Annotated in this window: 27 protein-coding genes and 1 riboswitch; of the genes, 18 read left to right on the top strand and 9 right to left on the bottom strand. The window is 68.0% G+C overall.

From position 1 onward, the window contains the following. The first annotated feature begins 1 nt into the window (after position 1). From FNM00_RS03475 to FNM00_RS03460, 4 genes are all read left to right on the top strand, one after another. Complete coding sequence (locus FNM00_RS03475; RefSeq protein WP_143911622.1) at positions 2–1,015, top strand: ABC transporter substrate-binding protein; 1,014 nt, start codon at positions 2–4, stop codon at positions 1,013–1,015. 83 nt (positions 1,016–1,098) lie between these two features. Next, positions 1,099–2,250, top strand: coding sequence for an MFS transporter (locus FNM00_RS03470; RefSeq protein WP_143911621.1), 1,152 nt, complete (start codon positions 1,099–1,101; stop codon positions 2,248–2,250). Positions 2,251–2,411: 161 nt separating this feature from the next. Further along, positions 2,412–2,957 carry a Uma2 family endonuclease gene (locus FNM00_RS03465; RefSeq protein ID WP_143911620.1) on the top strand — a complete coding sequence of 182 codons (546 nt, stop codon included), beginning with the start codon at positions 2,412–2,414 and terminating at the stop codon, positions 2,955–2,957. 33 nt (positions 2,958–2,990) lie between these two features. Next, on the top strand, positions 2,991–4,427 hold the full coding sequence (locus FNM00_RS03460; protein ID WP_143911619.1) for an SDR family NAD(P)-dependent oxidoreductase: 1,437 nt from the start codon (positions 2,991–2,993) through the stop codon (positions 4,425–4,427). Between the two features lie 35 nt (positions 4,428–4,462). Here FNM00_RS03460 and FNM00_RS03455 read toward each other — a convergent pair whose 3' ends face one another. Next, positions 4,463–4,789, bottom strand: a complete 327-nt coding sequence (locus tag FNM00_RS03455) for a hypothetical protein (protein ID WP_143911618.1) — start codon at positions 4,787–4,789, stop codon at positions 4,463–4,465. Between the two features lie 290 nt (positions 4,790–5,079). On the opposite strand from FNM00_RS03455, the gene FNM00_RS03450 reads away from it, so the two are divergent. The 4 genes from FNM00_RS03450 to ilvC are packed head-to-tail and all read left to right on the top strand — an operon-like array spanning position 5,080 to position 8,743. Next, positions 5,080–6,855, top strand: coding sequence for an acetolactate synthase large subunit (locus FNM00_RS03450; RefSeq protein WP_143911617.1), 1,776 nt, complete (start codon positions 5,080–5,082; stop codon positions 6,853–6,855). Next, entirely contained in the window at positions 6,852–7,136 is a 285-nt protein-coding gene (locus tag FNM00_RS03445) for a hypothetical protein (protein ID WP_143911616.1), read from the top strand. Before FNM00_RS03450 ends, FNM00_RS03445 begins: the two co-directional genes overlap by 4 nt. Next, positions 7,133–7,666 (top strand): acetolactate synthase small subunit, encoded by a 534-nt coding sequence (ilvN, locus tag FNM00_RS03440; protein WP_143911615.1) that lies wholly within the window; start codon positions 7,133–7,135, stop codon positions 7,664–7,666. The genes FNM00_RS03445 and ilvN overlap by 4 nt, the downstream gene beginning before the upstream one ends. 51 nt (positions 7,667–7,717) lie before the next feature. Then, positions 7,718–8,743 (top strand): ketol-acid reductoisomerase, encoded by a 1,026-nt coding sequence (ilvC, locus tag FNM00_RS03435; protein WP_143911614.1) that lies wholly within the window; start codon positions 7,718–7,720, stop codon positions 8,741–8,743. A 73-nt stretch (positions 8,744–8,816) separates the two neighbouring features. Here the strand turns inward: ilvC and yczR are convergent, their stop codons facing one another. The 3 genes from yczR to FNM00_RS03425 all read right to left on the bottom strand — a co-directional run bounded on the left by yczR (position 8,817) and on the right by FNM00_RS03425 (position 11,717). Continuing rightward, a complete protein-coding gene (gene yczR / locus FNM00_RS03430) occupies positions 8,817–10,259 on the bottom strand; it encodes a MocR-like transcription factor YczR (protein ID WP_185972949.1) in 1,443 nt (480 codons plus the stop codon). Positions 10,260–10,428: 169 nt separating this feature from the next. Further along, a complete protein-coding gene (locus FNM00_RS18740) occupies positions 10,429–11,205 on the bottom strand; it encodes a hypothetical protein (RefSeq protein WP_221933566.1) in 777 nt (258 codons plus the stop codon). Beyond that, positions 11,202–11,717, bottom strand: a complete 516-nt coding sequence (locus FNM00_RS03425; RefSeq protein WP_143911612.1) for a DUF6318 family protein — start codon at positions 11,715–11,717, stop codon at positions 11,202–11,204. The genes FNM00_RS18740 and FNM00_RS03425 overlap by 4 nt, the downstream gene beginning before the upstream one ends. Positions 11,718–11,854: 137 nt before the next feature. Continuing rightward, positions 11,855–11,948: riboswitch (TPP riboswitch) on the top strand. Between FNM00_RS03425 and thiM the strand changes: the two genes are divergently transcribed. From thiM to FNM00_RS03405, 4 genes are all read left to right on the top strand, one after another. Continuing rightward, positions 11,936–12,736, top strand: coding sequence for a hydroxyethylthiazole kinase (gene thiM / locus FNM00_RS03420; RefSeq protein WP_143911611.1), 801 nt, complete (start codon positions 11,936–11,938; stop codon positions 12,734–12,736). It overlaps the preceding riboswitch by 13 nt. Then, positions 12,733–13,344, top strand: coding sequence for a thiamine phosphate synthase (gene thiE, locus FNM00_RS03415; protein WP_143911610.1), 612 nt, complete (start codon positions 12,733–12,735; stop codon positions 13,342–13,344). Before thiM ends, thiE begins: the two co-directional genes overlap by 4 nt. Next, complete coding sequence (gene thiD / locus FNM00_RS03410) at positions 13,341–14,147, top strand: bifunctional hydroxymethylpyrimidine kinase/phosphomethylpyrimidine kinase (protein ID WP_143911609.1); 807 nt, start codon at positions 13,341–13,343, stop codon at positions 14,145–14,147. Before thiE ends, thiD begins: the two co-directional genes overlap by 4 nt. Continuing rightward, on the top strand, positions 14,144–14,767 hold the full coding sequence (locus FNM00_RS03405; RefSeq protein ID WP_143911608.1) for a TenA family protein: 624 nt from the start codon (positions 14,144–14,146) through the stop codon (positions 14,765–14,767). Before thiD ends, FNM00_RS03405 begins: the two co-directional genes overlap by 4 nt. Positions 14,768–14,771: 4 nt before the next feature. On the opposite strand, the gene FNM00_RS03400 is transcribed toward FNM00_RS03405, so the two are convergent. Continuing rightward, positions 14,772–15,335: an O-methyltransferase gene (locus FNM00_RS03400; RefSeq protein WP_185972947.1), complete on the bottom strand. Its 564-nt coding sequence runs from the start codon at positions 15,333–15,335 to the stop codon at positions 14,772–14,774. 274 nt (positions 15,336–15,609) lie between these two features. Between FNM00_RS03400 and FNM00_RS18735 the strand changes: the two genes are divergently transcribed. The 4 genes from FNM00_RS18735 (at position 15,610) to aspA (ending at position 19,572) form a co-directional block, all read left to right on the top strand. Continuing rightward, positions 15,610–15,774, top strand: a complete 165-nt coding sequence (locus FNM00_RS18735; protein ID WP_185972946.1) for a hypothetical protein — start codon at positions 15,610–15,612, stop codon at positions 15,772–15,774. A 57-nt stretch (positions 15,775–15,831) separates the two neighbouring features. Beyond that, positions 15,832–16,887: a 3-isopropylmalate dehydrogenase gene (locus FNM00_RS03395; RefSeq protein WP_143911607.1), complete on the top strand. Its 1,056-nt coding sequence runs from the start codon at positions 15,832–15,834 to the stop codon at positions 16,885–16,887. Between the two features lie 42 nt (positions 16,888–16,929). Next, positions 16,930–18,024 (top strand): branched-chain amino acid aminotransferase, encoded by a 1,095-nt coding sequence (locus tag FNM00_RS03390; RefSeq protein WP_143911606.1) that lies wholly within the window; start codon positions 16,930–16,932, stop codon positions 18,022–18,024. 105 nt (positions 18,025–18,129) lie between these two features. Beyond that, the gene (aspA, locus tag FNM00_RS03385) at positions 18,130–19,572 is read left to right on the top strand and encodes an aspartate ammonia-lyase (protein ID WP_143911605.1); all 1,443 of its coding nucleotides are present in this window, start codon (positions 18,130–18,132) and stop codon (positions 19,570–19,572) included. An 86-nt stretch (positions 19,573–19,658) separates the two neighbouring features. Here the strand turns inward: aspA and FNM00_RS03380 are convergent, their stop codons facing one another. Next, the gene (locus FNM00_RS03380) at positions 19,659–20,348 is read right to left on the bottom strand and encodes a hypothetical protein (protein ID WP_143911604.1); all 690 of its coding nucleotides are present in this window, start codon (positions 20,346–20,348) and stop codon (positions 19,659–19,661) included. Positions 20,349–20,498: 150 nt separating this feature from the next. On the opposite strand from FNM00_RS03380, the gene cimA reads away from it, so the two are divergent. Both cimA and FNM00_RS03370 read left to right on the top strand, forming a co-directional pair. Further along, entirely contained in the window at positions 20,499–22,121 is a 1,623-nt protein-coding gene (gene cimA / locus FNM00_RS03375; RefSeq protein ID WP_246065048.1) for a citramalate synthase, read from the top strand. Then, positions 22,118–22,912, top strand: a complete 795-nt coding sequence (locus FNM00_RS03370) for a hypothetical protein (protein ID WP_143911603.1) — start codon at positions 22,118–22,120, stop codon at positions 22,910–22,912. Before cimA ends, FNM00_RS03370 begins: the two co-directional genes overlap by 4 nt. A gap of 146 nt (positions 22,913–23,058) precedes the next feature. On the opposite strand, the gene FNM00_RS03365 is transcribed toward FNM00_RS03370, so the two are convergent. The 3 genes from FNM00_RS03365 to FNM00_RS03355 are packed head-to-tail and all read right to left on the bottom strand — an operon-like array spanning position 23,059 to position 24,760. Then, positions 23,059–23,502 (bottom strand): GNAT family N-acetyltransferase, encoded by a 444-nt coding sequence (locus FNM00_RS03365; protein WP_143911602.1) that lies wholly within the window; start codon positions 23,500–23,502, stop codon positions 23,059–23,061. Beyond that, positions 23,499–24,380 (bottom strand): 3-methyladenine DNA glycosylase, encoded by an 882-nt coding sequence (locus tag FNM00_RS03360; RefSeq protein ID WP_143911601.1) that lies wholly within the window; start codon positions 24,378–24,380, stop codon positions 23,499–23,501. Before FNM00_RS03360 ends, FNM00_RS03365 begins: the two co-directional genes overlap by 4 nt. After that, on the bottom strand, positions 24,359–24,760 hold the full coding sequence (locus tag FNM00_RS03355) for a Fur family transcriptional regulator (protein ID WP_143911600.1): 402 nt from the start codon (positions 24,758–24,760) through the stop codon (positions 24,359–24,361). The genes FNM00_RS03360 and FNM00_RS03355 overlap by 22 nt, the downstream gene beginning before the upstream one ends. Positions 24,761–24,765: the final 5 nt, after the last annotated feature.

Raw genomic sequence — 24,765 nt, 5'->3', positions numbered from 1 at the left:
CATGTCCTGGAACCCCGCACCGCGGAGAAACGTGCTACGCCGTACCGCCGCGATCGGCGCTTCGACGCTTCTAGCCCTCGCCGGAGTGACGGCCTGTGGCTCAGATGGCGGTGGTGACAGCACCACGGTCAAGATCGTCGCCTTCCAAGCTCCGTCATTGGGCGCCTTCCTGCCTGCCGTCATCGAGGAACGTGAACTGGACGCGGAGCACGGACTCGACCTGCAGTTCACGTACGCCACACCGGACAACTACAACTCGGAGTTCGGGGCTGGGCACTATGACGTCGGTGGGAGCGCGGCTCTGCTGTCAGAGGGCTTGCGAACCGAACGAGGCGCGGATGTCACCTATCTGTTCAACCTGTTCGACTTCTACGGCACAGTGGTGACCTCGGACCCCGATATCGAGAGCCTGACCGATCTCCCCGGCCACACCCTCGCCGCCGCGACGGGCACGACGAACTATGCGATGTTCGCTTGGTTCGCCCAAGACATCGGACTCGATCTCAACGAGGTTGAGACGCAGAATCAGACGACGGCCGGATTGTCGACGATGGCACAGACCGGCCGTGCCGATGCCACACAGCTGTGGGAGCCGGCCTATTCGTCGTTGCTGGCCTCGGTCTCGGACATCCGCACCGTCGATCTCGACTACGACGCGTGGGAGTCCGAGTTCGGTACCGGTGACATTCCTTATCTGGGCGTGGCCGCTCAGACTGCCTGGGTCGACGAACATCCCGATGAGGTGCAGTCCCTCTACGACACGTACAAGGCGGCCGCCGACTGGGTGTTGGACAACCCTGAGGAGGCGGGCGCATTGATCGCCAAGACGATCCCCGGTGGAGACGCGGAGGTCATCCAGAAGCTCATCGAGGACAACGACGAGAGGTTGCGACTGCGGGTAGCGCCGGCGAGCGACGTGACCGAAGGTATCCGGGCGGTGTTCGAGGCCGGTATCCAGACGGGCTATCTCGCCGATCAGCCGCCGGATTCGGTGATCTTCGACGGCCTGCAGTGAGCGGGAGGCCGTGCGGTGCTGCCCGGAGGCGACGTGGTCGGGGCACCGGGCGCGCCGCCGGTGATGAAGAGAGCGGTGTGTAGGTGGGCTGGAGCCGTGGTGCCCTGAGCGCGTACCTCGCGCTCGTGATGGCGGTGGGGCCGTTGCTCCACTACTCCGTCAGCGCCCTCGGACCGCTGATCGTGGAGTCGCTCGGTCTGACCGCGACGCAGTTCGGCTCGCTGTGGCTCTTCACTTTCGGAGCGGCGAGCGTGTGCACCATCACGGCTGGTGTCGTCGCAGACATCCTCAATGAACGTGTCGTGCTGATCGGGATCTTCGTCCTGGCCTTCGCTGCCGTGATGATCGGGGGAGTGGCGGGAAGCTACGGGTGGCTTCTGGTGGCGTTGTCGATCTCCGGCGCGGTCCAGTCGCTGTCCAACCCAGTGAGCAATCGTCTGGTAGCGGCGCAGGTCGAGCGCAGTGGTCAAGGCGTCGTCCTCGGCACCAAGCAGTCGGGCGTTCAGGGCGCGCAGCTCTTCGCCGGCCTGGTTTTGCCGTCCGTTGCCGTCATCGTCGGGTGGCGGTACGCGATCATCGGCAGCGGGCTTATCGTCGCGGCCGGGCTCCTGCCGACGTTGCGCCTTGTTCCGCTATCGATGCCTGACTCCAGCCGGCACGATCCGTTGTCTCCCGGACAGGTACCCGCGGCGGTCTGGTGGCTCAGCGGCTACGCCTTCTTGCTCGGGATCGTGGTTCAGGCGACGAATGTCTACCTGCCGTTGTACCTATATGAGGAGTTGGAAGCATCGGTGACACGAGCCGGGCTGGTCGCAGCAGTGCTGGGTGGCTTCGGTGTCCTCGCGAGGCTCCTCTGGGGCGGTCTTGCCGGTCGGGTCACCGATCTGCGGCGGTTGCTCAGCGGACTGGCCGTCGTGGCTTTGGTCGCCGTCGCCGCCGTCTTCGCGGCTCACCGCTGCGGTGAGCCGCTGGTATGGGTGGGCGCGTCGATGTTCAGCTTCAGTGCGTTGGCGGCCAACGCCATCATCATGCTGGCTGTCGTCCGAGTGGTCCCCTCCGGATCGGTCGGACGCGGTACCGGGCGGGTATCGCTCGGTCTGTTCCTCGGTTTCATGGTCGGTCCGCTCCTAGCCGGAATCGTGGTGGACCGATGGGGATTCCTGTCGGCGTGGGCTGCCGTCGCCGGTGTCGCGGCGCTGATGATCGCGCTCGTCGCGATGTGGCGTCGGGATTGAGCTCCGAGGTACCGCGGCAGGCCGGCTTCTGCGAACGGCTTCTCCGGTGAAGCGGCCGCCGACGGCGCTCACTGTGGATAGACGTTCGACCTGACGCCACGTCCACGCGGCCATCGCCTCATGTGGTGGTCGCGTGGAATAGTGGCATCAGGAGGTGCGTCATGTCGATGCTCGGCGATTTCTCGCGGCGGTACACCGTCGAGGAGATGCCCGACCACGAGGGCAAGCTCGAACTGGTCGACGGGCGGCTGGAAGTGAGCCCTCCGCCCCTCTGGGGGCACACACGGGTCGCCTCTCGACTGGTAGCGGTCCTTCAACGCTCACTCGGCGATGACTATCTCGTCGGTGCCGAATTAGGCATCCAGCTCGGTGAGAGCAACTTTCGTCAGCCCGGCGTGGCCGTGGTTCCGCGCGATGTCCGCCCGGTCGGTCTCTGGCTGGCCCCGACCGATGTGCTGCTCGCGGTTGAGGTGGTGTCGCCGTCGTCGGTGACCACCGACCGCATCACCAAGCCGGCCCAGTACGCGATGTGGGGGATCGAGGGCTTCTGGCGGGTCGAGACCGATCCCGAGCTGAGCCTCACCGCCTATGCGCTGCATTCCGGCGACGCCGTCTACACCGAGCTGGGCAGCTGGACGCCGGGCGAGACGGCGACCGTCGAGCGCCCCTTCACCGTCTCCTTCGCGATGGACGACCTGGCGCGCTGACTCCGCCGGGGTGTCGCCCGGTAGGATCGCGCGGTGTCAACGATCGATCCCGACGAGCTCGCCATCGCGCTGAAGGTCCTCGGCGAGGCCCAGTTCCTCGGCGAGGAGGACGACGCCTATATCGCGCTGCGCCGCGCGTGCGGCAAGTTCTACAAGGACGTCAAGAAGCAGCGTCGCAGGGCGAAGCGGGCCGAGATCGCCGCCGCCGATCGCGCCGTCGTCGAGGCGACCGCCACTGGGTCGGCGCGGCGGATCGATGACGAGACCGCCGGTCTGCCGCTTGTCTCGCAGGCCAAGGGCGCCACTGCGGGAACGTTGAAGGTCGCCCGCCCGTGCTACATCTGCAAGACCGACTACACGGTCGTCGATGCCTTCTACCACCAGCTCTGCCCCGACTGCGCCGCGATGAGCCACGCCAAACGGGATGCCCGCACCGATCTCACGGGCAAGAGGGCGCTGCTCACCGGCGGGCGCGCGAAGATCGGGATGTACATCGCCTTGCGGCTGCTGCGCGACGGGGCCCACACCACCATCACGACCCGTTTCCCACGCGATGCGGTGCGCCGGTTCCGCCAGCTGCCCGACAGCGACCAGTGGATCGGCCGGCTGAAGATCGTCGGCATCGACCTGCGCGACCCCGCCCAGGTCATCGGTCTCGCCGACGATGTCGCTGCCGCTGGGCCTCTGGACATCCTCATCAACAATGCCGCGCAGACCGTCAAGCGTTCGCCGGGCGCCTACCAGCACCTGGCCGATGCCGAGACCACCGAGCTCTCAGCCGGCCCGATGCCCGAACTGATCACCTTCGGTCACACCAGTGACGCGCATCCGGCTTCGCTCGTCGGGTCGGTCGCCTCGCATCCGGTGCTGGCTGGAGACGCGAACACCGCCGATGCGCTGACCGCGATGGCGCTGACGGCCGGGTCGGCGGATCTGGAGCGCATCGATGCCGGGGGACTGGTGCCCGATGTCGTGGACACGAACAGCTGGGTGCAGCACGTGGGAGAGGTCGACGCGCTGGAGCTCCTCGAGGTGCAGCTGTGCAACAGCGTGGCGCCGTTCATCCTGACCAGTCGCCTGCGGCCGGCGATGGCCGCCGCGGTGGAGGCGGGAGCGCGGCGGGCCTATGTGGTCAACGTGTCGGCGATGGAAGGCCAGTTCGCTCGCGCGTACAAGGGGCCGGGTCATCCCCATACGAATATGGCCAAGGCCGCGCTCAACATGCTGACCCGCACGAGTGCGGGGGAGATGCTCGAGAGCGAGGGCATTCTCATGACCGCCGTCGACACCGGCTGGATCACCGACGAGCGGCCGCACATCACCAAGGTCCGGCTGGCCGAGGAGGGCTTCAAGGCGCCCCTCGACCTCGTCGACGGCGCGGCACGGGTCTACGACCCGATCGTGCGAGGAGAAGCGGGCGAGGATCTCTACGGCGTCTTCCTCAAGGACTTCCGCGCCTCACCCTGGTGAGGTGGTTCGGCCCCGATCGGGGCCGAACCACAGGCTCACTGAGTCACAGAGTCCTGGCACTCGTCGATCAGGGTCGTCTGCAGGTCCTCGGCCGCCTCCTTGTCCTCATCGGAGGCGTCGTAGTTCTCCTCGCCGTCGACCATCGCCTGAAGCGCGTCATCGGAGAGGTCGGACTCGTGGATGACCTTCGCGAAGCAGTCGGCAGCCTCTTCCGGGATCGCGGAGCCGAGCGCCGAGTCCCCGGAGCTGATCGAGTCGGCGAGCTCCTGCTGGCTGGGGCGGTCGGATCCGCCGCAGGCGGCGAGCGAGCCGACGAGCACGGCGGTGGAGACCGCGGCGGCGGTCTTGGTGAACAGCTTCATGGCGTACCTTTCCTAGCGGCGCCCCCGGTGAAGCGCTCCGAAGCCATTCAACACGGCTCGTGTCGGGATGCGCACAACGGGGCGGTCCACATCGTGGAAGAAGCCGTCTCAGAACTTGACCGGCCGACCTGCAGGGCGCACACTGGACGCGTGCGTGCACAGCTTCTCGTAGTTTCCTAGGCGGTCGTCTCCGACGATCGCCTCCCTCCACTGCCCCAACGGGCCGGAGGGTTTTTTTATGTGAGCTGCACGCCCGAAGTACCGACCACTGAGCAGAGATGGACCGCGAGATGACCGAACCGCCGGCCGAGATCATCACCGGGGCGCAGAGCCTCGTCCGCGCCCTGGAGCGCGTGGGCGTCGACACGATCTTCGGCATTCCCGGAGGCGCGATCCTCCCCGCCTACGATCCGCTGTTCGACTCCTCGATCCGGCACGTCCTCGTCCGCCATGAGCAGGGCGCGGGACATGCCGCCGAGGGCTACGCGATGGAGACCGGCAAGGTCGGCGTCTGCATGGCCACGTCCGGCCCGGGTGCCACCAACCTGGTGACCGCCATCGCCGACGCCTACCTGGACTCGGTGCCGATCGTCGCGATCACGGGCCAGGTGGCCAGCGGGGTCATCGGCTCGGATGCCTTCCAGGAGGCCGATATCCGCGGCATCACCATGCCGATCACCAAGCACAGCTTCCTCGTGACCGATCCGGCTGACATCCCGAGCGCGATCGCCGAGGCCTTCCACATCGCCTCGACCGGCCGCCCGGGACCGGTCCTGGTCGACATCAGCAAGGACGCGCTGCAGGGGCCCACCAGCTTCCGCTGGCCGCACGAGCTGGCGCTGCCGGGCTACCGTCCCACGTCGCGACCGCACAACAAGCAGATCCGCGAGGCGGCGAAGCTGATCGCCGAGGCTCGCAAGCCCGTCTTGTACGTCGGCGGCGGCGTCATCAAGGCGAATGCGGCGGCCGAGCTCAAGGTGCTCGCCGAGCTGACCCAGATCCCCGTCGTCACCACGCTGATGGCACGCGGGGCCTTCCCCGACTCGCACGAGTTGAATCTCGGCATGCCCGGCATGCACGGCACGGTGGCGGCCGTCGGTGCCCTGCAGCGGTCGGACCTGCTCATCACCCTCGGTGCCCGCTTCGACGACCGGGTGACCGGGAACCTGGAGTCCTTCGCCCCGAACGCCAAGGTCGTCCACGCCGACATCGATCCCGCGGAGATCTCCAAGAACCGCACCGCCGACGTGCCGATCGTGGGTGACGCCCGTGAGGTGATCGCCGACCTCGTCCGCGCATTGCAGAAGCAGGCCGAGGAGGACGCCCTGGTCGGGGAGTACTCGGCCTGGCGTTCCTTCGTGCAGGGACTGAAGTCCAGGTTCGCGCCCTCCTATGACAAGCCCGCGGAGGGCCTGGCCCCGCAGACGGTCGTCGAGCGCATCAGCGCCCTGTCGGGACCGGACGCCACCTATGTCGCCGGCGTGGGTCAGCACCAGATGTGGTCCGCCCAGTTCATCGACTTCGAACGCCCGCGTCAGTGGCTCAACTCCGGCGGCGCCGGGACCATGGGCTATGCCGTGCCTGCCGCGATGGGCGCCAAGGCCGGCGCCCCGGATCGTGTCGTGTGGGCGATCGACGGCGACGGCTGCTTCCAGATGACCAACCAGGAGCTCGCCACCTGCGCGCTCGAGGGCATCCCGGTCAAGATCGCCGTCATCAACAACTCCTCGCTGGGCATGGTGCGCCAGTGGCAGACGCTGTTCTACGAGGGGCGCTACTCCAATACCGACCTCAATACCGGTCCGGAGTCGATCGGCGCACGCCGGATCCCCGACTTCGTCAAGCTGGCGGAGGCGTACGGTTGTGTCGGGCTGCGCTGCGAGAACGAGGACGACCTCGACGATGTCATCGCCAAGGCGCTCAGCATCAACGACGTGCCGGTCGTGATCGACTTCGTGGTCGAACGCGATGCGATGGTGTGGCCCATGGTGGCCGCCGGCACCAGCAATGACGACATCAAGATCGCGCGGGACCTCGCGCCGGACTGGGAAGAGGACGACCTGTGAGCGAGCGCAGCGAGCGAACGATGAGTGCTGACGAATGCCGCCGTCGACCTATTGTGCTTCTTCTTTCAGGCGGTGGCGGCATGAGCGAGCGCAGCGAGCGAACGATGAGTGCTGACGAATGCCGCCGTCGACCTACTGTGCTTCTTCTTTCAGGCGGTGGCGGCATGAGCGAGCGCAGCGAGCGAACGATGAGTGCTGACGAATGCCGCCGTCGACCTATCGTGCTTCTTCTTTCAGGCGATGGCGGCATGAGCGAGCGTAGAAGCGAGGTGGCGGCATGAGCACGCATACCCTGAGCGTCCTGGTCGAGAACAGCCCCGGCGTGCTCGCCCGCGTCTCCAGCCTGTTCATGCGGCGCGGCTTCAATATCGAGAGCCTCGCGGTCGGACCGACGGAGATCCCGGAGATCTCGCGCATGACGATCGTCGTCAATGTCGACAAGCTGCCGCTCGAGCAGGTCACCAAGCAGCTCAACAAGCTCGTGCAGGTGCTCAAGATCGTCGAGCTCGAACCGAGCGCCGCCGTCGAGCGTGAGCTCATGCTGATCAAGGTGAAGACCGATCAGCAGACCCGCGGGCAGGTGCTCGAGACCGTTCAGCTGTTCCGCGCCAAGGTCGTCGACGTTGCCCAGGACTCGGTCACGATCGAGGCCACCGGCGACGCCGGTAAGCTCGCCGCGATGCTCAACGTCCTCGAGCCCTTCGGCATCCGTGAGATCGCGCAGTCCGGTCGCGTGGCGATCGGCCGCGGCTCACGATCCATCACCGACCGCACCCTTCGGGCAGTGCCAGGCGCGCAGAGCGCCGTCTAGCGGTCGACCCCAGAAACTGACGTCCATCACACAACGCAAGGAGAATCACCCGTGGCTGAGTTGTTCTATGACGACGATGCAGATCTGTCCATCATCCAGGGCAAGCAGGTGGCCGTCATCGGCTACGGCAGCCAGGGCCACGCCCACGCGCTCAACCTGCGCGACTCGGGCGTCGACGTGCGGGTCGGTCTGCCGGAGGGCTCCAAGAGCCGTGCCAAGGCCGAGGCCGAGGGACTGCGCGTCCTGACTCCCGCCGAGGCGGCGGAGGAGGCCGACGTCGTCGTGATCCTCGCGCCGGATCAGGTGCAGCGCACGCTCTACGCCGAGTCGATCGAGCCCAACCTCGTCGAGGGCGATGCCCTCGTGTTCGGCCACGGCTTCAACATCCGCTACGGCTTCATCAAGCCGCCCGCGGGCGTCGACGTCGTGCTCGTGGCTCCCAAGGCCCCCGGTCACACCGTGCGCCGTGAGTTCGTCGCCGGTCGCGGCATCCCGGACATCCTCGGTGTGGAGCAGGATGCCACCGGCAATGCCTGGCCACTGGCGCTGTCCTACGCCAAGGCGATCGGCGGCACGCGCGCGGGCGTCATCAAGACGACGTTCACCGAGGAGACCGAGACCGACCTGTTCGGCGAGCAGACGGTGCTCTGCGGCGGCGTCTCGCACCTGATCCAGGCGGGCTTCGAGACGCTGACCGAGGCCGGCTACCAGCCCGAGATCGCCTACTTCGAGGTGCTGCACGAGCTCAAGCTCATCGTCGACCTCATCCATGAGGGCGGCATCGCCAAGCAGCGCTGGAGCGTCTCGGACACCGCCGAGTACGGCGACTACGTCTCCGGGCCGCGGATCATCGACTCCTCGGTCAAGGACCGGATGAAGGATGTCCTGTCCGAGATCCAGGACGGTTCGTTCGCCAAGCGCTTCATCGACGATCAGGACAACGGAGCCAAGGAGTTCAACGAGCTTCGCGAGAAGGAGGCCGGCCACTCGATCGAGGCGACCGGCAAGGAGCTGCGGGCGCACTTCGCCTGGCAGCAGGTCGATGACGACTACACCGAGGGCACTGCCGCGCGCTGACCCTCGCCGTCACCACTGAGCGTGGTGCCCGGCCGCATCCTCGGATGCGCTTGGGCACCACGCTCGATGTGTTTCAGGTGATGATGTCGATGGTCCGTGGATCGCGGACCGCGTGCGCGTCCGGCGGGCCGAGATCGCTCCACGCCCGGCCGAGACGCTCGATCGCTCGCTCCATGATCTCCGGCGGCTGTGTGTAGGGGATGCGGATCCACTGCTCGCCCGCGTGGGGTTGCGCGCCGAAGAATCGCGGCCCCGGCGTCAGGAGGAGACCATGTTCCTCGGCGGCGAGGGCGAGGGCGCTTGCCCTGCGCCCGGGCAGCCGAGCCCATAAGGTCAGCCCTCCTGCCGGAATATCGATCCTCCAGTCGGGGAGTCGATCGGCGATCATGGCGGAGGCCGCATCGCGCGTCCGTCGCGCGGTGTCGAGGTGGGGTGAGCGGTCCAGCAGTCCCGCGGCGACGGCCTCGGCGACGATGAGCTGATCGAGTGCCGATGCGCCCAGATCCTGGTGCAGGCGGGCTTGGACCAGGCCCGGGACTGCCGAGCGGGGCGCGCGGATCCACCCGACGCGCAGCCCGCCCCATATCGACTTGGACGCCGAGCCGATGGTGAAGGCATCGGAGCACCAGGTCGCCAGATGGGGGAGGGAGTCACCGTCGAGTCGCAGGTCTCGGGTGGTCTCGTCGATGATCGTGGCGACGTCATGGCGGCGCAGCGTCGCGCCGACCCGGGCTCGCCGCTCGGCGTCCATCACCGCCCCGGTCGGATTGTGGAAGTCGGGGATCAGATAGGCGACCTGTGCGGAAGGTGCGGCGCGTTCGATATCGGCGAGGGGCCAGGGGTCGTCACCGATGGGCAGCGGGACGAGGCGTGCTCCGGCTCCGCCGAAGGCGTCGAAGGCATGCGGATAACTGCAGGCCTCTGTCAGCGCGCGGCCCCCGGGCCGGCAGAGGGTGCGAGTCAGGAGCGCGAGCGCTCCCTGGGCGCCGGTGGTCACGATGATCTGCTCGGGTTCGGTGGCCAGACCGTGTTCGGTGTAACGCTGCGCGAGTCGTTCGCGCAGGAGCGGCAGTCCGTCGGGGAGGTAGCCGTGGGTCGCCATCAGGCTGGGGAGTCCCTCGGTGGCGCGGTGCACGAGATGCGCGAGCTCGGGCGGTGCTGGCATCGCGGCTGTGGTGAGGGCGATGTCGTCGGGGTCGGCGGACCTGGCGAGCAGGCTCGTCGCGTTCTGTTCGGTGAGCGGGAGCCGGATGACGGTTCCGGAGCCCTGTCGCGCGCTTGCGAGTCCCCGGTCGCGCAGGACGCCGTAGGCACGCGTCGCGGTGGTGCGGCTGATGCCCGCCGCGTCGGCCAGCGTGCGTTCGCTGGGCAGCCGGGTGCCGTCGGGAATGCGACCGTCCATGACGGCGGCGGAGATGGCGGAGGCCCAGGCCTGGTAGGCGGGGCCTCCGCGTCCATGGGCCGCCGGGTCCACCACGGCCACCAGGCTCGCAGCGCTCAGCTGGTGAGAGCTCATAACGCCACTCTGCGGCAATTGGCTATCGAATACAAGGCCACTGGCTGCCAGTATCGGGGCATGTTCTGGGTGATTCTGGGAAGTGGACTGCTTCTGGTGGCCGCGGCGGTTACCGTGCGTGATCTGCTCCGCGACGGGTACCGGCGGGAAAGGGCCCGCTGACACACGTTCACGGCCGGACGAGCACGGGTTCGGCGGCGCGCACGGTGACGGTCGTGGGAGGTCCCGAGGCGACGATGAGACCGTCGAGTCGGGTCCACGACCCGTCGTCCACTGCGTAGTCGACCTGGTAGCCGGCGTCCAGGCGTACATCGATCGAGGCGGCGGCCCTGGTGTAGCGGTGCGTCACCGCCAGGTTGGGATAGGGAGCGCCCGGGTGCGAGGTGGTCTGCTGAGTACCGTCTCCGTGACGCCATGTGAACGACACCGGGGTCGCACGGATCCGCACGGCGACGCCGAGGATGTCGACAGTCTGGTCGACCTCGGGGGCTGTGGTGTACAGATTGGTCGGCAGGTTGACGAGGGTGGTGTCTCGTGGTTCGACGGCGACGCTGAGCGGGGGCAGGTCGATCTCGCGGATGGCTCGTTCGATCTCCTCCGGCGATGGAGGCTCCGGCGTCGATCCCTGCGGAGGGTCCTCGGGGCCGGCGGTGTCCGGGGGAGGCGGGGAACACAGGAATCCGATGAGACTGCTCGGGGGACAGCGGCGCTGGATCTCGTCCTGTATGCGTTCGCGCGTGGTCGGAGGCCGGGCCTCCGGTGCCCCACCCGGCCCCACCACCGGCCCAGAAGGAGCACCGGGATGGGGTGGTCGGCCGGGTGTGATTCGCTCGCCTCCGATTACGACGCCCGGGGCACCCGGATCGGGTCTGACATCGATGCCAGTATCCACAGTCGGCCAGGCAAAGAGAACGGTCAGGATGAGGGTGAGGCTGCTTTCAGTCATCCGATTCCGCCTAGGCCGAGTTGGCTGACACTCCAGTGGTCAGATCGCATAAGTTCCATGGAGACGGTGTCGCGTGATGGTTCGGTCTTGAACGGGTCGCTCTCAGCGGATTCCCGATGGATTCCTTCAGTGATGTGGGTTTCGAGCGTCACATATTGCAGATCTGACCCAGGTGCGAAGTCGGTTGTTATCGAGTCGACACGCCACGTGCTGTCGATGATGCGCCCACCATTTTCGTATGTATTTCGGTAGAAATCGACATACTTCGCGCAGCCGGTGCAGTCGTCGGCGGACAGTTCTTCCAGGTCCGCGGTGTCACCGGTCAGCGCGGCATAGTTCAGCACCTCGATGTAGTGGCGGGCGAAGGCCTCGGCGCCGGCAGGGGAGTCGTCGCCGGCCAGCTCCGGCATCGCGGGCGCGGTGATCTCCGGCGACGGCGAGACCGTCTCCTCTGGCGGGTCGGGGCCACCCGAACACCCCATGAGTGTCATCGCCAGCACCGGCAGGACCATCCGCCGCATCTCATCACCCCCGAAGTCGATGACACGAAAGTAGTGGTGAACGGTCCGTTTGTCACCTGCCGTCGGATCGCCGTGTGGACAACCCTGGCCGCGATGGTTCCGCGGAGGCTGCTACGGTCGGGCACGACACGACCACGCCGGGGTGCCCATGAGGGCTGAGAACACACCCGCCGAACCTGATCCGGTTAACACCGGCGCTAGGGAGCCGTATGACGTCCGATCTGTCCGTCGACGCCGTCGTCGACACCGCCCGTGTGGTGCGCCAGCGCACTCCTCTCGTGCAGTGCATCACCAACTACGTCTCGATGGACGTTGCTGCCAATCTGCTCAACGCCGCACACGCCTCCCCGGCGATGGTGCACGACGTGAACGAGGCCGCCGAGATGGCCACGATCGCCTCGGCGGTCACCGTGAACATCGGCACCCTGAGCCCGCCTTGGGTCGAGGGGATGCACGCCGCCGCGAGCACGGCGCACGATCGCGGCATACCGTGGGTCCTCGACCCGGTCGCGGTCGGCGCCACCGCCTACCGTCGCGAGACGGTCACCGCGTTGCTCGCCCATCGCCCCACCGTCATTCGTGCCAACGCCAGTGAGATCCTCGCCATCGCGACCTCCCAAGGCGCCGGTCGCGGTGTCGACAGCACCGACGACTCCATCGCCATCCGCCACGAGGCGGAGAAGCTCGCCGAAGCGCTCGGATCGGTCGTCGTCGTCAGCGGCGCCACCGATGTCGTCACCGACGGTGAACGCACGGTGCTCGTCGAGGGTGGCGATCCGCGGATGCCGCTGATCTCGGCCCTCGGTTGCGCGGCGTCGGCTTTGGTCGCGGCAACCTGCGCGTGTGCGCCCGATCCCTGGGTGGGCGCCGTCACCGCGATGGCGGCACTGGCCGACGCGGGCGAGGTCGCGGGCCGTTCGGCCTCGGGCCCCGGCACGCTCCGCCCGGCGCTGCTGGACGCTCTCTATCTGCAGCAGCCCGACGATCTGCGAAAGGTCGTCCGACGATGAACTTCACCCATGGTGTGTATCTGGTGACCGAACCGGTCGACGGGATCACGGACATCGCCGTCGCCGCGTCGCGAGGCGGACTCGACCTGATCCAGGTCCGCGACAAGACGGCCTCCACCGCACAGCTCGTCGAGATCGCCGGGATGATCCGGTCCAGGGCGGGCGTGCCGGTCATCGCGAACGACGATCTCGATGCAGCCGCGAAAGTCGACGGTATCCACGTCGGCGTCACGGACATTCCGCCGACGCGGGCACGAGAGGCCCTTGGGGCCGAGGCGATCATCGGCTGGTCCGTCAACGACATCGCGCAGCTCGACGATGTCGAGCAGGTCCGCGCGTGCGACTACCTGGCCGTCAGTCCCGTGTGGGCGACGCCGACCAAACCCGATCACGAGGCACCGCTCGGGCTCGAGGGTGTGCGGGCGATCGCGGGACGGTCGCCGGTGCCCGTGGTCGCGATCGGAGGCATCGACCTCGAGCGTGCGGCGGAGGCGGTGGCGGCAGGCGCGGACGCCGTGGCGGCGGTCTCGGCCGTCACCCGGGCGTCCGATCCGCACCAGGTCGTACGAGCTCTCGGCGCCGCTGTGAGCCGAGGGAGGATCCGATGAGTGAACCGGTCATGTTGACGATCGCCGGGTCCGATCCGTCCGGCGGGGCCGGTGTGCAGGCCGACCTCAAGACCGCGACGGCTCTCGGGGTCTACGGCGCGAGCGTCCTCACTGCGCTGACGGCGCAGAACACCATCGGTGTCCGCGGCATCCACCCGGTCCCCGCGCGGTTCGTCGGCGAGCAGCTCGATGCCGTGCTGGAGGATCTGGACGTACGGGCTGTCAAGATCGGCATGCTCGGCGATGCCGACGTGATCGAGGCGATCGCTTCGCGGCTGCGGGAGCGCCCCGAGATCCCGTTGGTGCTCGACCCCGTCATGGTCGCCACCTCGGGGGACCGACTGATCCCCGAGACCGCGGTCGCGGCGATCGTCGAGTCGCTGCTGCCGATCACCGACCTGGCGACTCCGAACCTGCCTGAGACGGCAGTGCTCGCCGGTCTCGATGTCCGTTCGCCCGATGATTTCGAGGCCGCCGGCCGAGCGGTGTTGGCCCGCGGCGCGCGCAACGTCCTCGTCAAGGGCGGGCATCTCGACGGCGATGAGGTGATCGACGTGCTCGTCTCGGCGGACGGCGCGGGTCGCCTGATCAACGCGCGGATCGAGACCCCCAACACCCACGGCACCGGATGCACCCTGTCCGCGGCGGTCGCGGCGCGGCTCGCGCTCGGTGATCTGATGGCCGACGCGGTGGTGACCGCGCGCGCGTATCTTCAGCGTGCGCTCATCGCCTCGGTCGATCGCCGGATCGGCGCCGGACACGGGCCCGTGGACCATCTGGTCGACCTGAGGGGTGAGGGATGAGCTTCAGCGAACGCGCGTGGCACGAGGTCGCCGACGTGGTCGCGCAGATCATGGACCATCCCTTCGTCCGCGGTCTCGCGGACGGCACACTGCCGTCCGCGACCTTCGAGCGCTACCTGCGCGATGACGCGCACTATCTCGATCGATACGGACGAGTGCTGGCGACGCTCGCGGCGCGCGCCCCGATGACTGCCGATGTCGGGGCGATGGCGGAGTTCGCCGCCGGAGCGGCGGTGGCCGAGCGTGAGCTGCACGAGACGGTGGTGGGCACTGCGCTGGCCACATCGCCGCCGAGTGCGGCCTGCGACGCCTACACCGGCTTCCTCATCTCGACGGCGACGCGGCAACCCGCGAGCGTCGGGCTTGCGGCGGTTCTCCCGTGCTTCCGCGTCTATGCGCACGTGGGGGAGACGCTCGCCGCCGCGGCACATCCGGACCATCCGTACCTGCCCTGGCTCGAGCAGTACGGCGATCCCGGCTTCGCGGAGGCGACACGGCGCTGCGAGGCCATCGCCGACCGGTGGGCCGAGCTCGATCCCTCGACGATCCCGGACATGCACGACGCGTACAGCCGGGCGACGCGCTACGAGCTTGCGTTCTGGGAGAGTGCCTGGCGCTGACGGTTCAGCGGCGGGTGGCGATGATGAGGCTCGCGTCGGGGTCGATGAGCATCTCGACGGCGGCGAAACGCTCGTCGGTGAGCCATTGTTCGCGGATGGAGTCGACCTGCCCGTCGACGATGGGAGGCCAGAAGGAGGACGGCACGAAGTCATCGAGCACGGCGATGCCGCCGGCCTCCAGCATGTCGGCGAGGACGTCGATATCGGCCATGACATCGCGGACGTCGACGAACAGCAGAGAGAACGGCGTGAACTCCTCCAGCGCCGACCAGTCACCGGCGAGCACCCGGACGTTCTCGGCGTCGCCGAAGATCTCCTGGACGTCCTCGGCGAGATCGGGATCGAGCTCGGCGCTGACGATCGAGGCCTCCTTCGGCGCACCGCTGTGCAGCCAAGCCGAGCCCACACCGCATCCGGTACCCAGCTCCGCCAGGGTTCCGCTGCGGGAGGCCGCGAGCGCGGCGAGGAGGCGTCCGGTCTCGTGGCGCGTGGACGTGATGAACCCCCGTCGCCGGGACAGGTCCAGGGTCCGGGCGACGAGATCGGGGACATCGGTGGGTGCGCTCACTCGCTCAGTGTGGCACGGACACTGCATCTGTCCGTCGGAACAGACCGGCTCGTGAGACACGCGGCACAGTGTCTCGCGAAATGCTTCACAAAGCCGAACGTGACAGTTAGAGTGTGAACATGCGGAAGCAGCTCGTACTCATCGCTTGCCGCGGCAGGACCTCTTAGGGCCACACCTGCCGCGGAGTTTCGGCGTTGGCCCGGCGACTCCGCAGCAGATGTCCTGACCATGACCTGGTCTCCCCCTCTGTCAGAGCTCGACCACCTTCGAGCATGTGGCCTGGCGAGTCGCCGGATCGATCCGGATCCCGCTGACTCCCAGCACCCATCCACTCATCGAAGGACACGCCATCATGAACCAGCCATTGATCGAATGGGGACCGGCTCACCTGCGCGACGAGGACGTCGCCGAGGTCAATGACCGCCCCGACGATAACTGATCGCCAGGTGAGATGCCGGTTTCGCATCATGAGACCGGCTCCCGTAGGATCACGCCCATGACCACGTTCTCGCTCGCTGTCGTGCCCGGCGACGGCATCGGCCCCGAAGTCACTGCCCAAGCACTGCGCGTGCTCGACGTCATCGCCGAGCACCACGATGTCGCCTTCACCTCGACCGAGTACGACCTCGGCGCGCGGCGGTGGCATGCGACGGGCGAGACCTTGCCCGATTCGGTGCTGCAGGAGATCCGTCAGCACGACGCCATCCTGCTCGGTGCGGTCGGCGATCCATCGGTGCCGTCGGGCGTCCTCGAGCGCGGTCTGCTGCTGCGGCTGCGTTTCGAGCTCGACCACTACGTTAACCTGCGGCCGAGCAAGCTGTTCCCTGGTGTGCCCACGCCCCTGGGCGATCCCGGCGAGATCGACTTCATCGTCGTCCGCGAGGGCACCGAGGGTCCGTACGTCGGCAACGGCGGAGCGATCCGCGTCGGCACGCCGCAGGAGGTCGCCACCGAGGTCAGCCTCAACACGGCCTTCGGCGTCGAACGGGTCGTCCGCGATGCCTTCGAGCGCGCCCAGGCACGTCCGCGTAAGAAGCTCACGCTCGTGCACAAGAACAACGTGCTCGTGCATGCCGGCCACCTCTGGTCGCGCACCGTCGAGAAGGTCGCCGCCGAGTACCCCGAGATCACGGTGGACTACCTCCACGTCGATGCCGCCACGATCTTCCTCACCACCGACCCCGGGCGCTTCGACGTCATCGTCACCGACAACCTCTTCGGCGACATCCTGACCGATCTGGCCGCTGCCGTCACCGGTGGCATCGGCCTGGCGGCCAGCGGTAATGTCAACCCCGATCGCACGGCTCCCAGCATGTTCGAGCCCGTCCACGGATCGGCCCCCGATATCGCGGGCCAGGGCAAGGCCGACCCGACCGCCGCCATCCTCTCGGCGGCGCTCCTGCTGGAGCACCTGGGACTCCCCGAGGCGGCCGCCGCCGTGACCTCCGCGGTCGAGGCCGATATCGCCGAGCGCAGCGGTACCCGCAGCACCGAGGAGGTGGGAGAGGCCATCGCGTCACGCGTGGCCGCAGCGGTATCGGTGGTCGCCTGACCCCGTACCGTTCGACCACCAGAAAGCAGTACCGTGACCTCTATGACCTCGCCCACGTTCGCCCCCCGCATCGAGCTCTCCGATCACGCGCGCGGGGAAGCCGAACGTGTCGGCATCCTCGCCAACCCCGGATTCGGCAATCACTTCACCGATCACATGTTCCTGGCCGAGTGGACCCCGGCCGAGGACTGGCACGACCCCCGCGTCGTGCCCTACGGGCCCTTGCAGCTCGATCCCGCCACCGCCGTCCTGCACTACGCCCAGGAGATCTTCGAAGGTCTCAAGGCCTACAGCCACGCCGACGGGTCGGTGTGGCTGTTCCGCCCCGAGGCCAATGGCGAGCGCCTCCAGCGGTCGGCGCACCGGCTCGCGCTGCCCGAGCTCCCGCTCGACTGGTTCCTCGGCTCGATCCGCTCGTTGGTCGAGACCGATCGCGCATGGGTGCCCTCGGGAGAGGAGAAGAGCCTCTACCTGCGTCCGTTCATGTTCGCCTCGGAGGTCTTCCTCGGGGTGCGGCCCAGCCAGCACGTCACCTACTCGGTGATCGCCTCGCCGGCGGGCGCCTACTTCACCGGAGGCATCAAGCCCGTCTCGATCTGGCTCTCCGAGGAGTTCAGCCGCGCCGGCGTGGGCGGAACCGGCGCCGCCAAGTGCGGCGGCAACTATGCCGCCAGCCTCTTGCCCCAGCAGGAGGCCGCCGCCCACGGCTGCGCTCAGGTCGCCTTCCTCGATGCTGTCGAGCATCGCTGGATCGAGGAGCTCGGCGGCATGAACCTGTACTTCGTGCACGCCGATGGTTCGATCGTCACCCCGGAGCTGAACGGCTCGATCCTCGAGGGCGTGACCCGCGACTCGATCCTGCAGCTCGCCCGCGACCTCGGCCACGAGGTCGTCGAGCGCAAGGTCAGCATCGACGAATGGCGTGAGGGCGTCGCCGACGGCACGATCACCGAGGTCTTCGCCTGCGGCACCGCCGCGGTCATCACCCCCGTGGGCACCCTGAAGTGGAACGGCGGCGAGGTCACTTCCGGGGACGGCGAACTCGGCAAGGTGACGGGGGCGATCCGCCAGGCCCTGGTGGATATCCAGTACGGCCGCGCCCGCGACGAGCACGGCTGGATGACCCGTCTGATCTGATCGCGCGCGCCGCGGTGGCCCTTCTGTGGGACGGTCGCCGCGACGCCGCGGACACGCCTCTGGTTACCCGCCAGTCGGCCACGTCCGGGTGGTTGGATGGAGGTCATGGACTCCTCCACGCGCAGCGAGCACGATCTCATCGGTGACCGCGAGGTGCCGGCCGACGTCTACTGGGGAGTGCACACACTTCGTGCGCTGGAGAACTTCCCGATCACGGGCATTCCGATCGAGGGCAGTCCCTATCTGGTGGAGGCGCTCGTCGGCGTCAAGCAGGCGGCCGCGACGGCCAATCATGAGCTCGGACTGCTCGACGACGAGCGATTCGAGGCGATCCGCGATGCCTGTGAGCAGATCAGGGCCGGCGCGCTGCACGACCAGTTCATCGTCGACGTCATCCAGGGCGGGGCCGGCACCTCGACCAATATGAACGCCAACGAGGTGATCGCCAATCTGGCACTCGAGAACCTCGGCCATCCCAAGGGCGACTACACGCGCCTGCATCCCAACGAGCACGTCAATCTGAGCCAGTCGACCAACGACGTCTATCCGACCGCGATCAAGATCGCGATCATCATGGCCACGAAGTCGCTGCTGGAGGCGATGGCCGTGCTCGAGGAGTCGTTCGCCCGCAAGGCCGATGAGTTCCACGACGTGCTCAAGATGGGAAGGACCCAGCTTCAGGACGCGGTACCCATGACCCTGGGGCAGGAGTTCCGCACCTACAGCCTGATGATCGGCGAGGACCGGGCTCGGCTCGGTGAGGCGGTCATGCTGCTGCACGAGATCAACCTCGGCGCCACCGCGATCGGCACGCAGCTCAATGCCCCGGCGGGCTATGTCCAGTCCGCGTGCACGCACCTGGCCGAGATCACCGACCTGCCGCTCGTGCCGGCCGTCGATCTCATCGAGGCCACACAGGACTGCGGCGCCTTCGTCCAGCTGTCGGGGACGCTGAAGCGCGTGGCCGTCAAGCTGTCCAAGATCTGCAACGACCTGCGGCTGCTCTCGTCGGGACCGCGCGCTGGCCTGAACGAGATCAATCTGCCCGCCGTCCAGGCCGGATCGAGCATCATGCCGGGCAAGGTCAACCCGGTGATCCCCGAGGTGGTCAACCAGGTCGCCTTCCAGATCATAGGGCACGATGTCACGGTGTCGATGGCGGCCGAGGCCGGCCAGCTCCAGCTGAACGCCTTCGAGCCGGTCATCTGCTACTCGCTGTCGGCCGGGCTCTCACGGCTGCGCGAGGCGATCCTGGTGCTCGCGTCGCGCTGTGTCGACGGCATCACCGCCAACCGCGAGCTACTGCGCTCGGAGGTCGCGAACTCCATCGGGCTCGTGACCGCGCTCAACCCATACATCGGCTATGCGGCGGCCACCGAGGTCGCCAAGGAGGCACTTGCGACCGGCCGGGGGGTGGCGGAGCTGATCCTCGAACGCGAGCTGCTCCCCGCTGCGACGCTCGACGAGATCCTGCGCCCGGAGTCGCTGGCGAACCTCGCCCCACGCCCCGAGCCGCCGCACGTCACCGACGACATCAGCACCGTCTGATCCCACAGCCTCGGTGGCGGTAGCTGGTCAACGTTATGAGGTGCCGGTGAGGTTGATGGCCTAGCGCCACAGCCTGAGGAGGGGAGTCAGGCGAAGAGGAGCGCCGGGTCGTCGAGGAGGGTGACGTCGAGCTCGTGCGCGATGTCGTCGTAGCCGATCTCGATCCGGATCCGGCGCTCGGTGCCGATCTCGGCGGCCTGCGGATCGCCCAGTCCGAAGGCGATATCGCGCAACGTGATGACCGCCGGCCCGACGGGGTCCATCTGCGGCCACTCGTCGAGGAGACGATGGGTGAGCCCGCTGGTGACCGCGCCGCACATCGCCGGATCGGCGCCGTCGGGCACCGTGACGCACAGTTCGGGCAGGCCGAAGGACTCCAGTCCCCGGCTGCCGATCGCGCCGCGGTCGGCGACCTCGTAGTGCACCATGACCCAGGCATCGGAGTACGCGAGGCTCAGCTCTCCCGAGGGAGGCTCCACCAGCCGCGGAATCGCGAGATCGACCACGACCCCGTCGTTCTCCGCAGCTAGCGCCAGCGCGGCCGCGCGGGTGCGCAGATGGGTCTCGCCCGCATCGGCCAGCGGTACCGAGCGCAGCAGCACCTGCGCGTGCTCGCGTTCGCGCCACATCGCCAACAGCTGCTCATTGGTGCCGTTGCGCCGTAGGAGGGGCTCAAGGCCGGTCGGCAAGGGATCGTCGCGCTCGAGCGGCGAGGTCGTGACGACGGCATACATGACGTCGACCTGTCCGGGGCGTGGGACTGCTGTGGTGCTCATCGTCGCGCCAGTCTATGCTGGTGCCCGTGACCAACGTCTCGATCATCATCGCCTAGCGCGTCGACACCACCCCGTCGACGCGCCGCCTCCCGTATCGGGGGGCTTTTTTGTTGGCCGCGCACCAGTCAGAAGCGAAGGACCGAAGGAACGATGAGCAGCAGCGACACCCCGGCGCACGGCACCATGGCCCGCGCGGACTTCCACGTGTACGACACGACGATGCGCGACGGCGCCCAGCAGGAGGGGCTCAACCTCTCCGTGCAGGACAAGCTGACGATCGCACAGCACCTCGACGACCTGGGGGTGGGGTACATCGAGGGAGGTTGGCCCGGATCGAATCCGAAGGACACCGAGTTCTTCGCTCTCGCCGCCAAGGAGCTCGACCTCGAGCACGCGACGCTCGCGGCCTTCGGTGCCACGCGGCGCGCGGGTGTCGCCGCCGCGGATGATCCGCTGGTAGCGGCCCTGCGCGATAGCGGCGCCTCGGTGGTCACCCTCGTCGCCAAGAGCCACGACAAGCACGTCGAGCTCGCGCTGCGCACCACCTTGGAGGAGAACCTCGCCATGGTGCGCGACACCGTGGAGCACCTGCGTCGCGAAGGGCAGCGCGTGTTCTTGGACTGCGAACACTTCTTCAACGGCTTCCTGGACAACAAGGCATACGCCTTGGAGGTCGTCCGCACGGCGATCGAGGCCGGCGCCGAGGTCGCGGTCCTGTGCGATACCAACGGCGGCATGCTGCCGCACTGGGTCGGCGATATCGTCGCCGAGGTCAAGGAGACGACCGGGGCGCGCCTCGGCATCCACGCCCACAACGACACCGGCTGTGCCGTGGCGAACTCGTTGGCCGCCGTGCGCGCGGGTGCGACCCACCTACAGGGCTGCATCAACGGGTACGGCGAGCGCACCGGCAATGCCGACCTCATCACCAGCGTCGCCAACCTCGAGTTCAAGCTCGGCATGTCGGTCATGCCCGAGGGGGCGCTACGCGACGCGACCCGGATCGCCCACGCGATCAGCGAGATCACCAACTACCCGCCATCGGCCCGGCAGCCGTACACGGGAGTCTCGGCCTTCGCGCACAAGGCGGGTCTGCACGCCAGCGCCATCCGCGTCGACCCCGATCTCTATCAGCACATGGACCCTGCGCTCGTCGGCAACGACATGCGCCTGCTCGTCTCGGAGATGGCGGGCCGCGCCACCATCGAGCTGAAGGGGCGCGAGCTGGGCTTCGATCTCTCCGGGGACGCGGAGACCCTCTCGCGCGTGACCGACCGGGTCAAGCGCATGGAACAGGAGGGTTACACCTTCGAGGCGGCCGACGCCTCCTTCGAACTGTTGCTCATGGAGGAGGTCGAGGGGGGCCGCCCGAGCTACTTCGATATCGAGTCCTGGCGGGTCATCGCCGAGTCGGCCGGGGCCGGCGAGGCCCTCGCGGAGGCGACCGTCAAGCTGCGGGCGGGCGGTCACCGTCTCGCGGTCATCGGCGAGGGTAACGGTCCCGTCAACGCGCTCGACCACGCGCTGCGCCAGGCGATCGAGCAGGTATACCCCGATGTGGCGCGTTTCCATCTCACCGACTTCCGGGTCCGCATCCTCGATCAGGGGCACGGGACCGATGCGATCACCCGGGTGCTCATCGACACGACCGACGGGGTGGCCACGTGGGTCACGGTCGGTGTCGGCGCCAATATGGTCGAGGCCTCCTGGAAGGCGCTCGTCGATGCCGTCACGTACGGACTGCGACGACACGAGGTTGCGCCGCTGCGATGAGGATCCGCCCGACCCTCGGCCTGCTGACGGTGCTGTTGCTGCTCGTCGGCGGCACCGGCATCTATCTGGTCGATCGCCATCAGAAGAACGAGGCGGTCGAGCGAGCTGAGGCCGAGGCGGCGCGCCTGAACGGTGCCCTGGATTCCTTCCAGATCGAGCTCACCGAGCGGTTGAGCACGGTCGATCTGCAGGCCGAGCCCCACCACGGGATCGAGTTGGCCGAAGACCTGCGTGCGGGACTCCCCGCTGCGCAGGACGTTCCCGAGTACGGCAGTGACCGATCCGTGGACTTCCGCGATGCTCTGCAGCGCCGGGCGGCGTTGCAGGAACGACTCGACGTCGCTGCGGATGTCGTCGAGGAATGGGCGGTGGGTGCGCCTTTCGTGGCCGCTGCGCAGGAGGCCCTCGATGCCGACCTGCCTCAACGGGTGGTTGGTGGACCGGTGGCCAGTGGCGCGCCGGTCCGCGATGAGCTGATTCCGCTCATGAATCAGACGCGGGCGGATTTCGACGCTGTCGAGGTCCCGCCAGGCCAGGAGGAGCTCGCGGCGGGGGTCGACGCCGCCTTGCAGCACGTGATCGACGAAGCCACCGCGGCTGCCACCGAGCTCGACGCCGGGGGCAGCGCATCGTTCACCTACGGCACTCAGTACCGCGACGCGCTCCAGCCGATCATCGAGTACGAGGCTTCGTTGCGTCAGCGGATCGAGTCGGCTCTCGCAGCGCTGGCGCTGCCTTCGGCGGAGCAGGGTGACGCCGCTCCTGAGCAGGTCCCGGTCGAACCGGCCTGACCTCCACCATCGGGCGGTGAGTTACGCACCCCTCGTTGTCGTGGGCGGTGAGTTACGCACCTCTCAACATTCGCGAGAGGTGCCTGCCGGACCGCCAGCAGGCTCGAGGGGTGCGTAACTCACCGCTCCCCCCGGCGCGCCGGGGGTCAGGAGCCTAGACGGATCATCGGCACGTGGGGGATACCGGCCTCGACGTAGCCGTCGCCGGATCGTTCGTAGCCGAAGGAGCCGTACCACTCTTCCAGATAGGCCTGCGCGCCGATGCGGATCTCCTCGGCGCCCCAGCGATCGTGGACGCAGCGCAGTAGCCTGCTGGAGAGCCCTCGGCCCCGGGCGTCCTTGCGCGTCGCGACCCGGCCGATTCGACGCGTACCGTCTTCGGTGACATAGGTGCGCAGGTAGCTGGTCAGACCGTTCGCATCGGCGCACCACAGATGCGTGGTCGTGGGCAGTAGGTCGATGCCGTCGACATCGGGCTCGTCGCACTGCTGCTCGACGGCGAACACCGCGTCGCGGATCTGCCAGATCGCGTAGACGTCGCGGGCGGTGAGGTCATCGCCGTCCTTCGCCACCGGGTCGTCGTCGGTCATGCCGCGTCCTCCTGTGCGTTCTCGATGAGGCGATGCGTCGCCCGCAACAGCCGCTCGCGCAGCGGCTCGGCCCGAGCGGCGACGTCACGTTGCCGCCGGACGTACTCCGCCTTGCCCTCCGCCGTCTCGACCGCGATCGGATCGAAGCCGTGGGCGCGGAGATCATAGGGCGAGGCGCGCATATCGACCTCGCGGATCTCGGCGGCCAGCTCGAAGGCATCGGCGACGGTGTCCGAGTCGAGGAAAGGCAGCATCCGGAACGCGATGCGGTACAGATCCATGTTCGCGTGTAAACAGCCGGGTTGCTCCAACTCGAGCTGGTTGTCGCGCGTGGGTGCCGGTCGATTGAGGGGACGTGCGTCGGCGGTGTAGAAGCGGTAGGCGTCGGCGTGGGTGCATGCCAGACGGTGGGACTCCACGACCGCGTCTGTCGCCGAAGGTCCGAGCCGCAGGCGGGCGGCATGGCGCCGGTCGCCGGGCTGGCGATACACCATGGCCCATTCGTGCAGGCCGAAGCAGCCCCAGCGCGCCGGACGCCCGGCGGTACGCGACAGCAGCTCACGCGTCCAGGTCAATCCCGGCAACCGGGCCGGCAGCCGCGACGGATCTGCGGTCACGGTGCGATCGTCGAGGCGGGCGTACGATGCGAGCCGGACGTATTCGGGTGCCTCGGCCAGGGCGTGGCCCAGACCGGGATGCCAGCGCTCGAGGCCACCGGGGGAGAGGTTGTAGTACTCGAAGAGGAAGTCCCACACGGGATGCTTCTCGCCGACCTCACGGCGCCTTACACGCTCTCGGGTCCAGGGCTCGACGCGTGCGCGGTGCTCCTCCGCCCGCGCGGACCACTCGGTTCGGCTCAGGACGCGCAGTCGGCGCATGTGCCGAAGATCTCCAGAGTGTGCTCGACGTTGCGGAAACCGTGCTTCTCGGCGGTCGCATCCGCCCACCGTTCGACGGCTGGGCCCTCCACTTCGACGGTGCGTCCGCACTCGCGGCAAACCAGGTGGTGGTGATGCCCCGAGGAGCAACGGCGGTAGAGCGTCTCGCCGTCGTCATTGCGCAGGGCATCGAGGAGGTCGGCATCGGCGAGCGCCTGCAGGTTGCGGTAGACCGTCGACAGGCCGACGGACTCGCCCCGTTGTTTCAAGATGTCGTGGATCTGCTGAGCGCTGGCGAAACCCTCGAGGTCGGCCATGACCGATTGGACAGCGCGACGCTGCCGAGTGTTGCGCTGGGGGGTCTCGCTGGTGGTGCTCATCGCAG

The organism is Aeromicrobium piscarium, from assembly GCF_007421815.1.
GTDB classification, from domain to species: Bacteria; Actinomycetota; Actinomycetes; order Propionibacteriales; family Nocardioidaceae; genus Aeromicrobium; species Aeromicrobium piscarium.
Note: the sequence above shows the minus strand (reverse complement) of the source record. Positions and strands in the feature narration are given on the sequence as shown.

Coding starts and splice junctions, on each gene's coding strand:
- FNM00_RS03475 (WP_143911622.1), top strand. CDS start 2: ATGTCCTGGAACCCCGCACCGCGGAGAAACGTGCTACGCCGTACCGCC.
- FNM00_RS03465 (WP_143911620.1), top strand. CDS start 2,412: ATGTCGATGCTCGGCGATTTCTCGCGGCGGTACACCGTCGAGGAGATG.
- FNM00_RS03455 (WP_143911618.1), bottom strand. CDS start 4,789: ATGAAGCTGTTCACCAAGACCGCCGCCGCGGTCTCCACCGCCGTGCTC.
- FNM00_RS03450 (WP_143911617.1), top strand. CDS start 5,080: ATGACCGAACCGCCGGCCGAGATCATCACCGGGGCGCAGAGCCTCGTC.
- ilvN (WP_143911615.1), top strand. CDS start 7,133: ATGAGCACGCATACCCTGAGCGTCCTGGTCGAGAACAGCCCCGGCGTG.
- yczR (WP_185972949.1), bottom strand. CDS start 10,259: ATGAGCTCTCACCAGCTGAGCGCTGCGAGCCTGGTGGCCGTGGTGGAC.
- FNM00_RS18740 (WP_221933566.1), bottom strand. CDS start 11,205: ATGACTGAAAGCAGCCTCACCCTCATCCTGACCGTTCTCTTTGCCTGG.
- FNM00_RS03425 (WP_143911612.1), bottom strand. CDS start 11,717: ATGGTCCTGCCGGTGCTGGCGATGACACTCATGGGGTGTTCGGGTGGC.
- thiM (WP_143911611.1), top strand. CDS start 11,936: ATGACGTCCGATCTGTCCGTCGACGCCGTCGTCGACACCGCCCGTGTG.
- thiE (WP_143911610.1), top strand. CDS start 12,733: ATGAACTTCACCCATGGTGTGTATCTGGTGACCGAACCGGTCGACGGG.
- thiD (WP_143911609.1), top strand. CDS start 13,341: ATGAGTGAACCGGTCATGTTGACGATCGCCGGGTCCGATCCGTCCGGC.
- FNM00_RS03405 (WP_143911608.1), top strand. CDS start 14,144: ATGAGCTTCAGCGAACGCGCGTGGCACGAGGTCGCCGACGTGGTCGCG.
- FNM00_RS03395 (WP_143911607.1), top strand. CDS start 15,832: ATGACCACGTTCTCGCTCGCTGTCGTGCCCGGCGACGGCATCGGCCCC.
- FNM00_RS03390 (WP_143911606.1), top strand. CDS start 16,930: ATGACCTCGCCCACGTTCGCCCCCCGCATCGAGCTCTCCGATCACGCG.
- aspA (WP_143911605.1), top strand. CDS start 18,130: ATGGACTCCTCCACGCGCAGCGAGCACGATCTCATCGGTGACCGCGAG.
- FNM00_RS03380 (WP_143911604.1), bottom strand. CDS start 20,348: ATGAGCACCACAGCAGTCCCACGCCCCGGACAGGTCGACGTCATGTAT.
- cimA (WP_246065048.1), top strand. CDS start 20,499: ATGAGCAGCAGCGACACCCCGGCGCACGGCACCATGGCCCGCGCGGAC.
- FNM00_RS03370 (WP_143911603.1), top strand. CDS start 22,118: ATGAGGATCCGCCCGACCCTCGGCCTGCTGACGGTGCTGTTGCTGCTC.
- FNM00_RS03365 (WP_143911602.1), bottom strand. CDS start 23,502: ATGACCGACGACGACCCGGTGGCGAAGGACGGCGATGACCTCACCGCC.
- FNM00_RS03360 (WP_143911601.1), bottom strand. CDS start 24,380: ATGCGCCGACTGCGCGTCCTGAGCCGAACCGAGTGGTCCGCGCGGGCG.
- FNM00_RS03355 (WP_143911600.1), bottom strand. CDS start 24,760: ATGAGCACCACCAGCGAGACCCCCCAGCGCAACACTCGGCAGCGTCGC.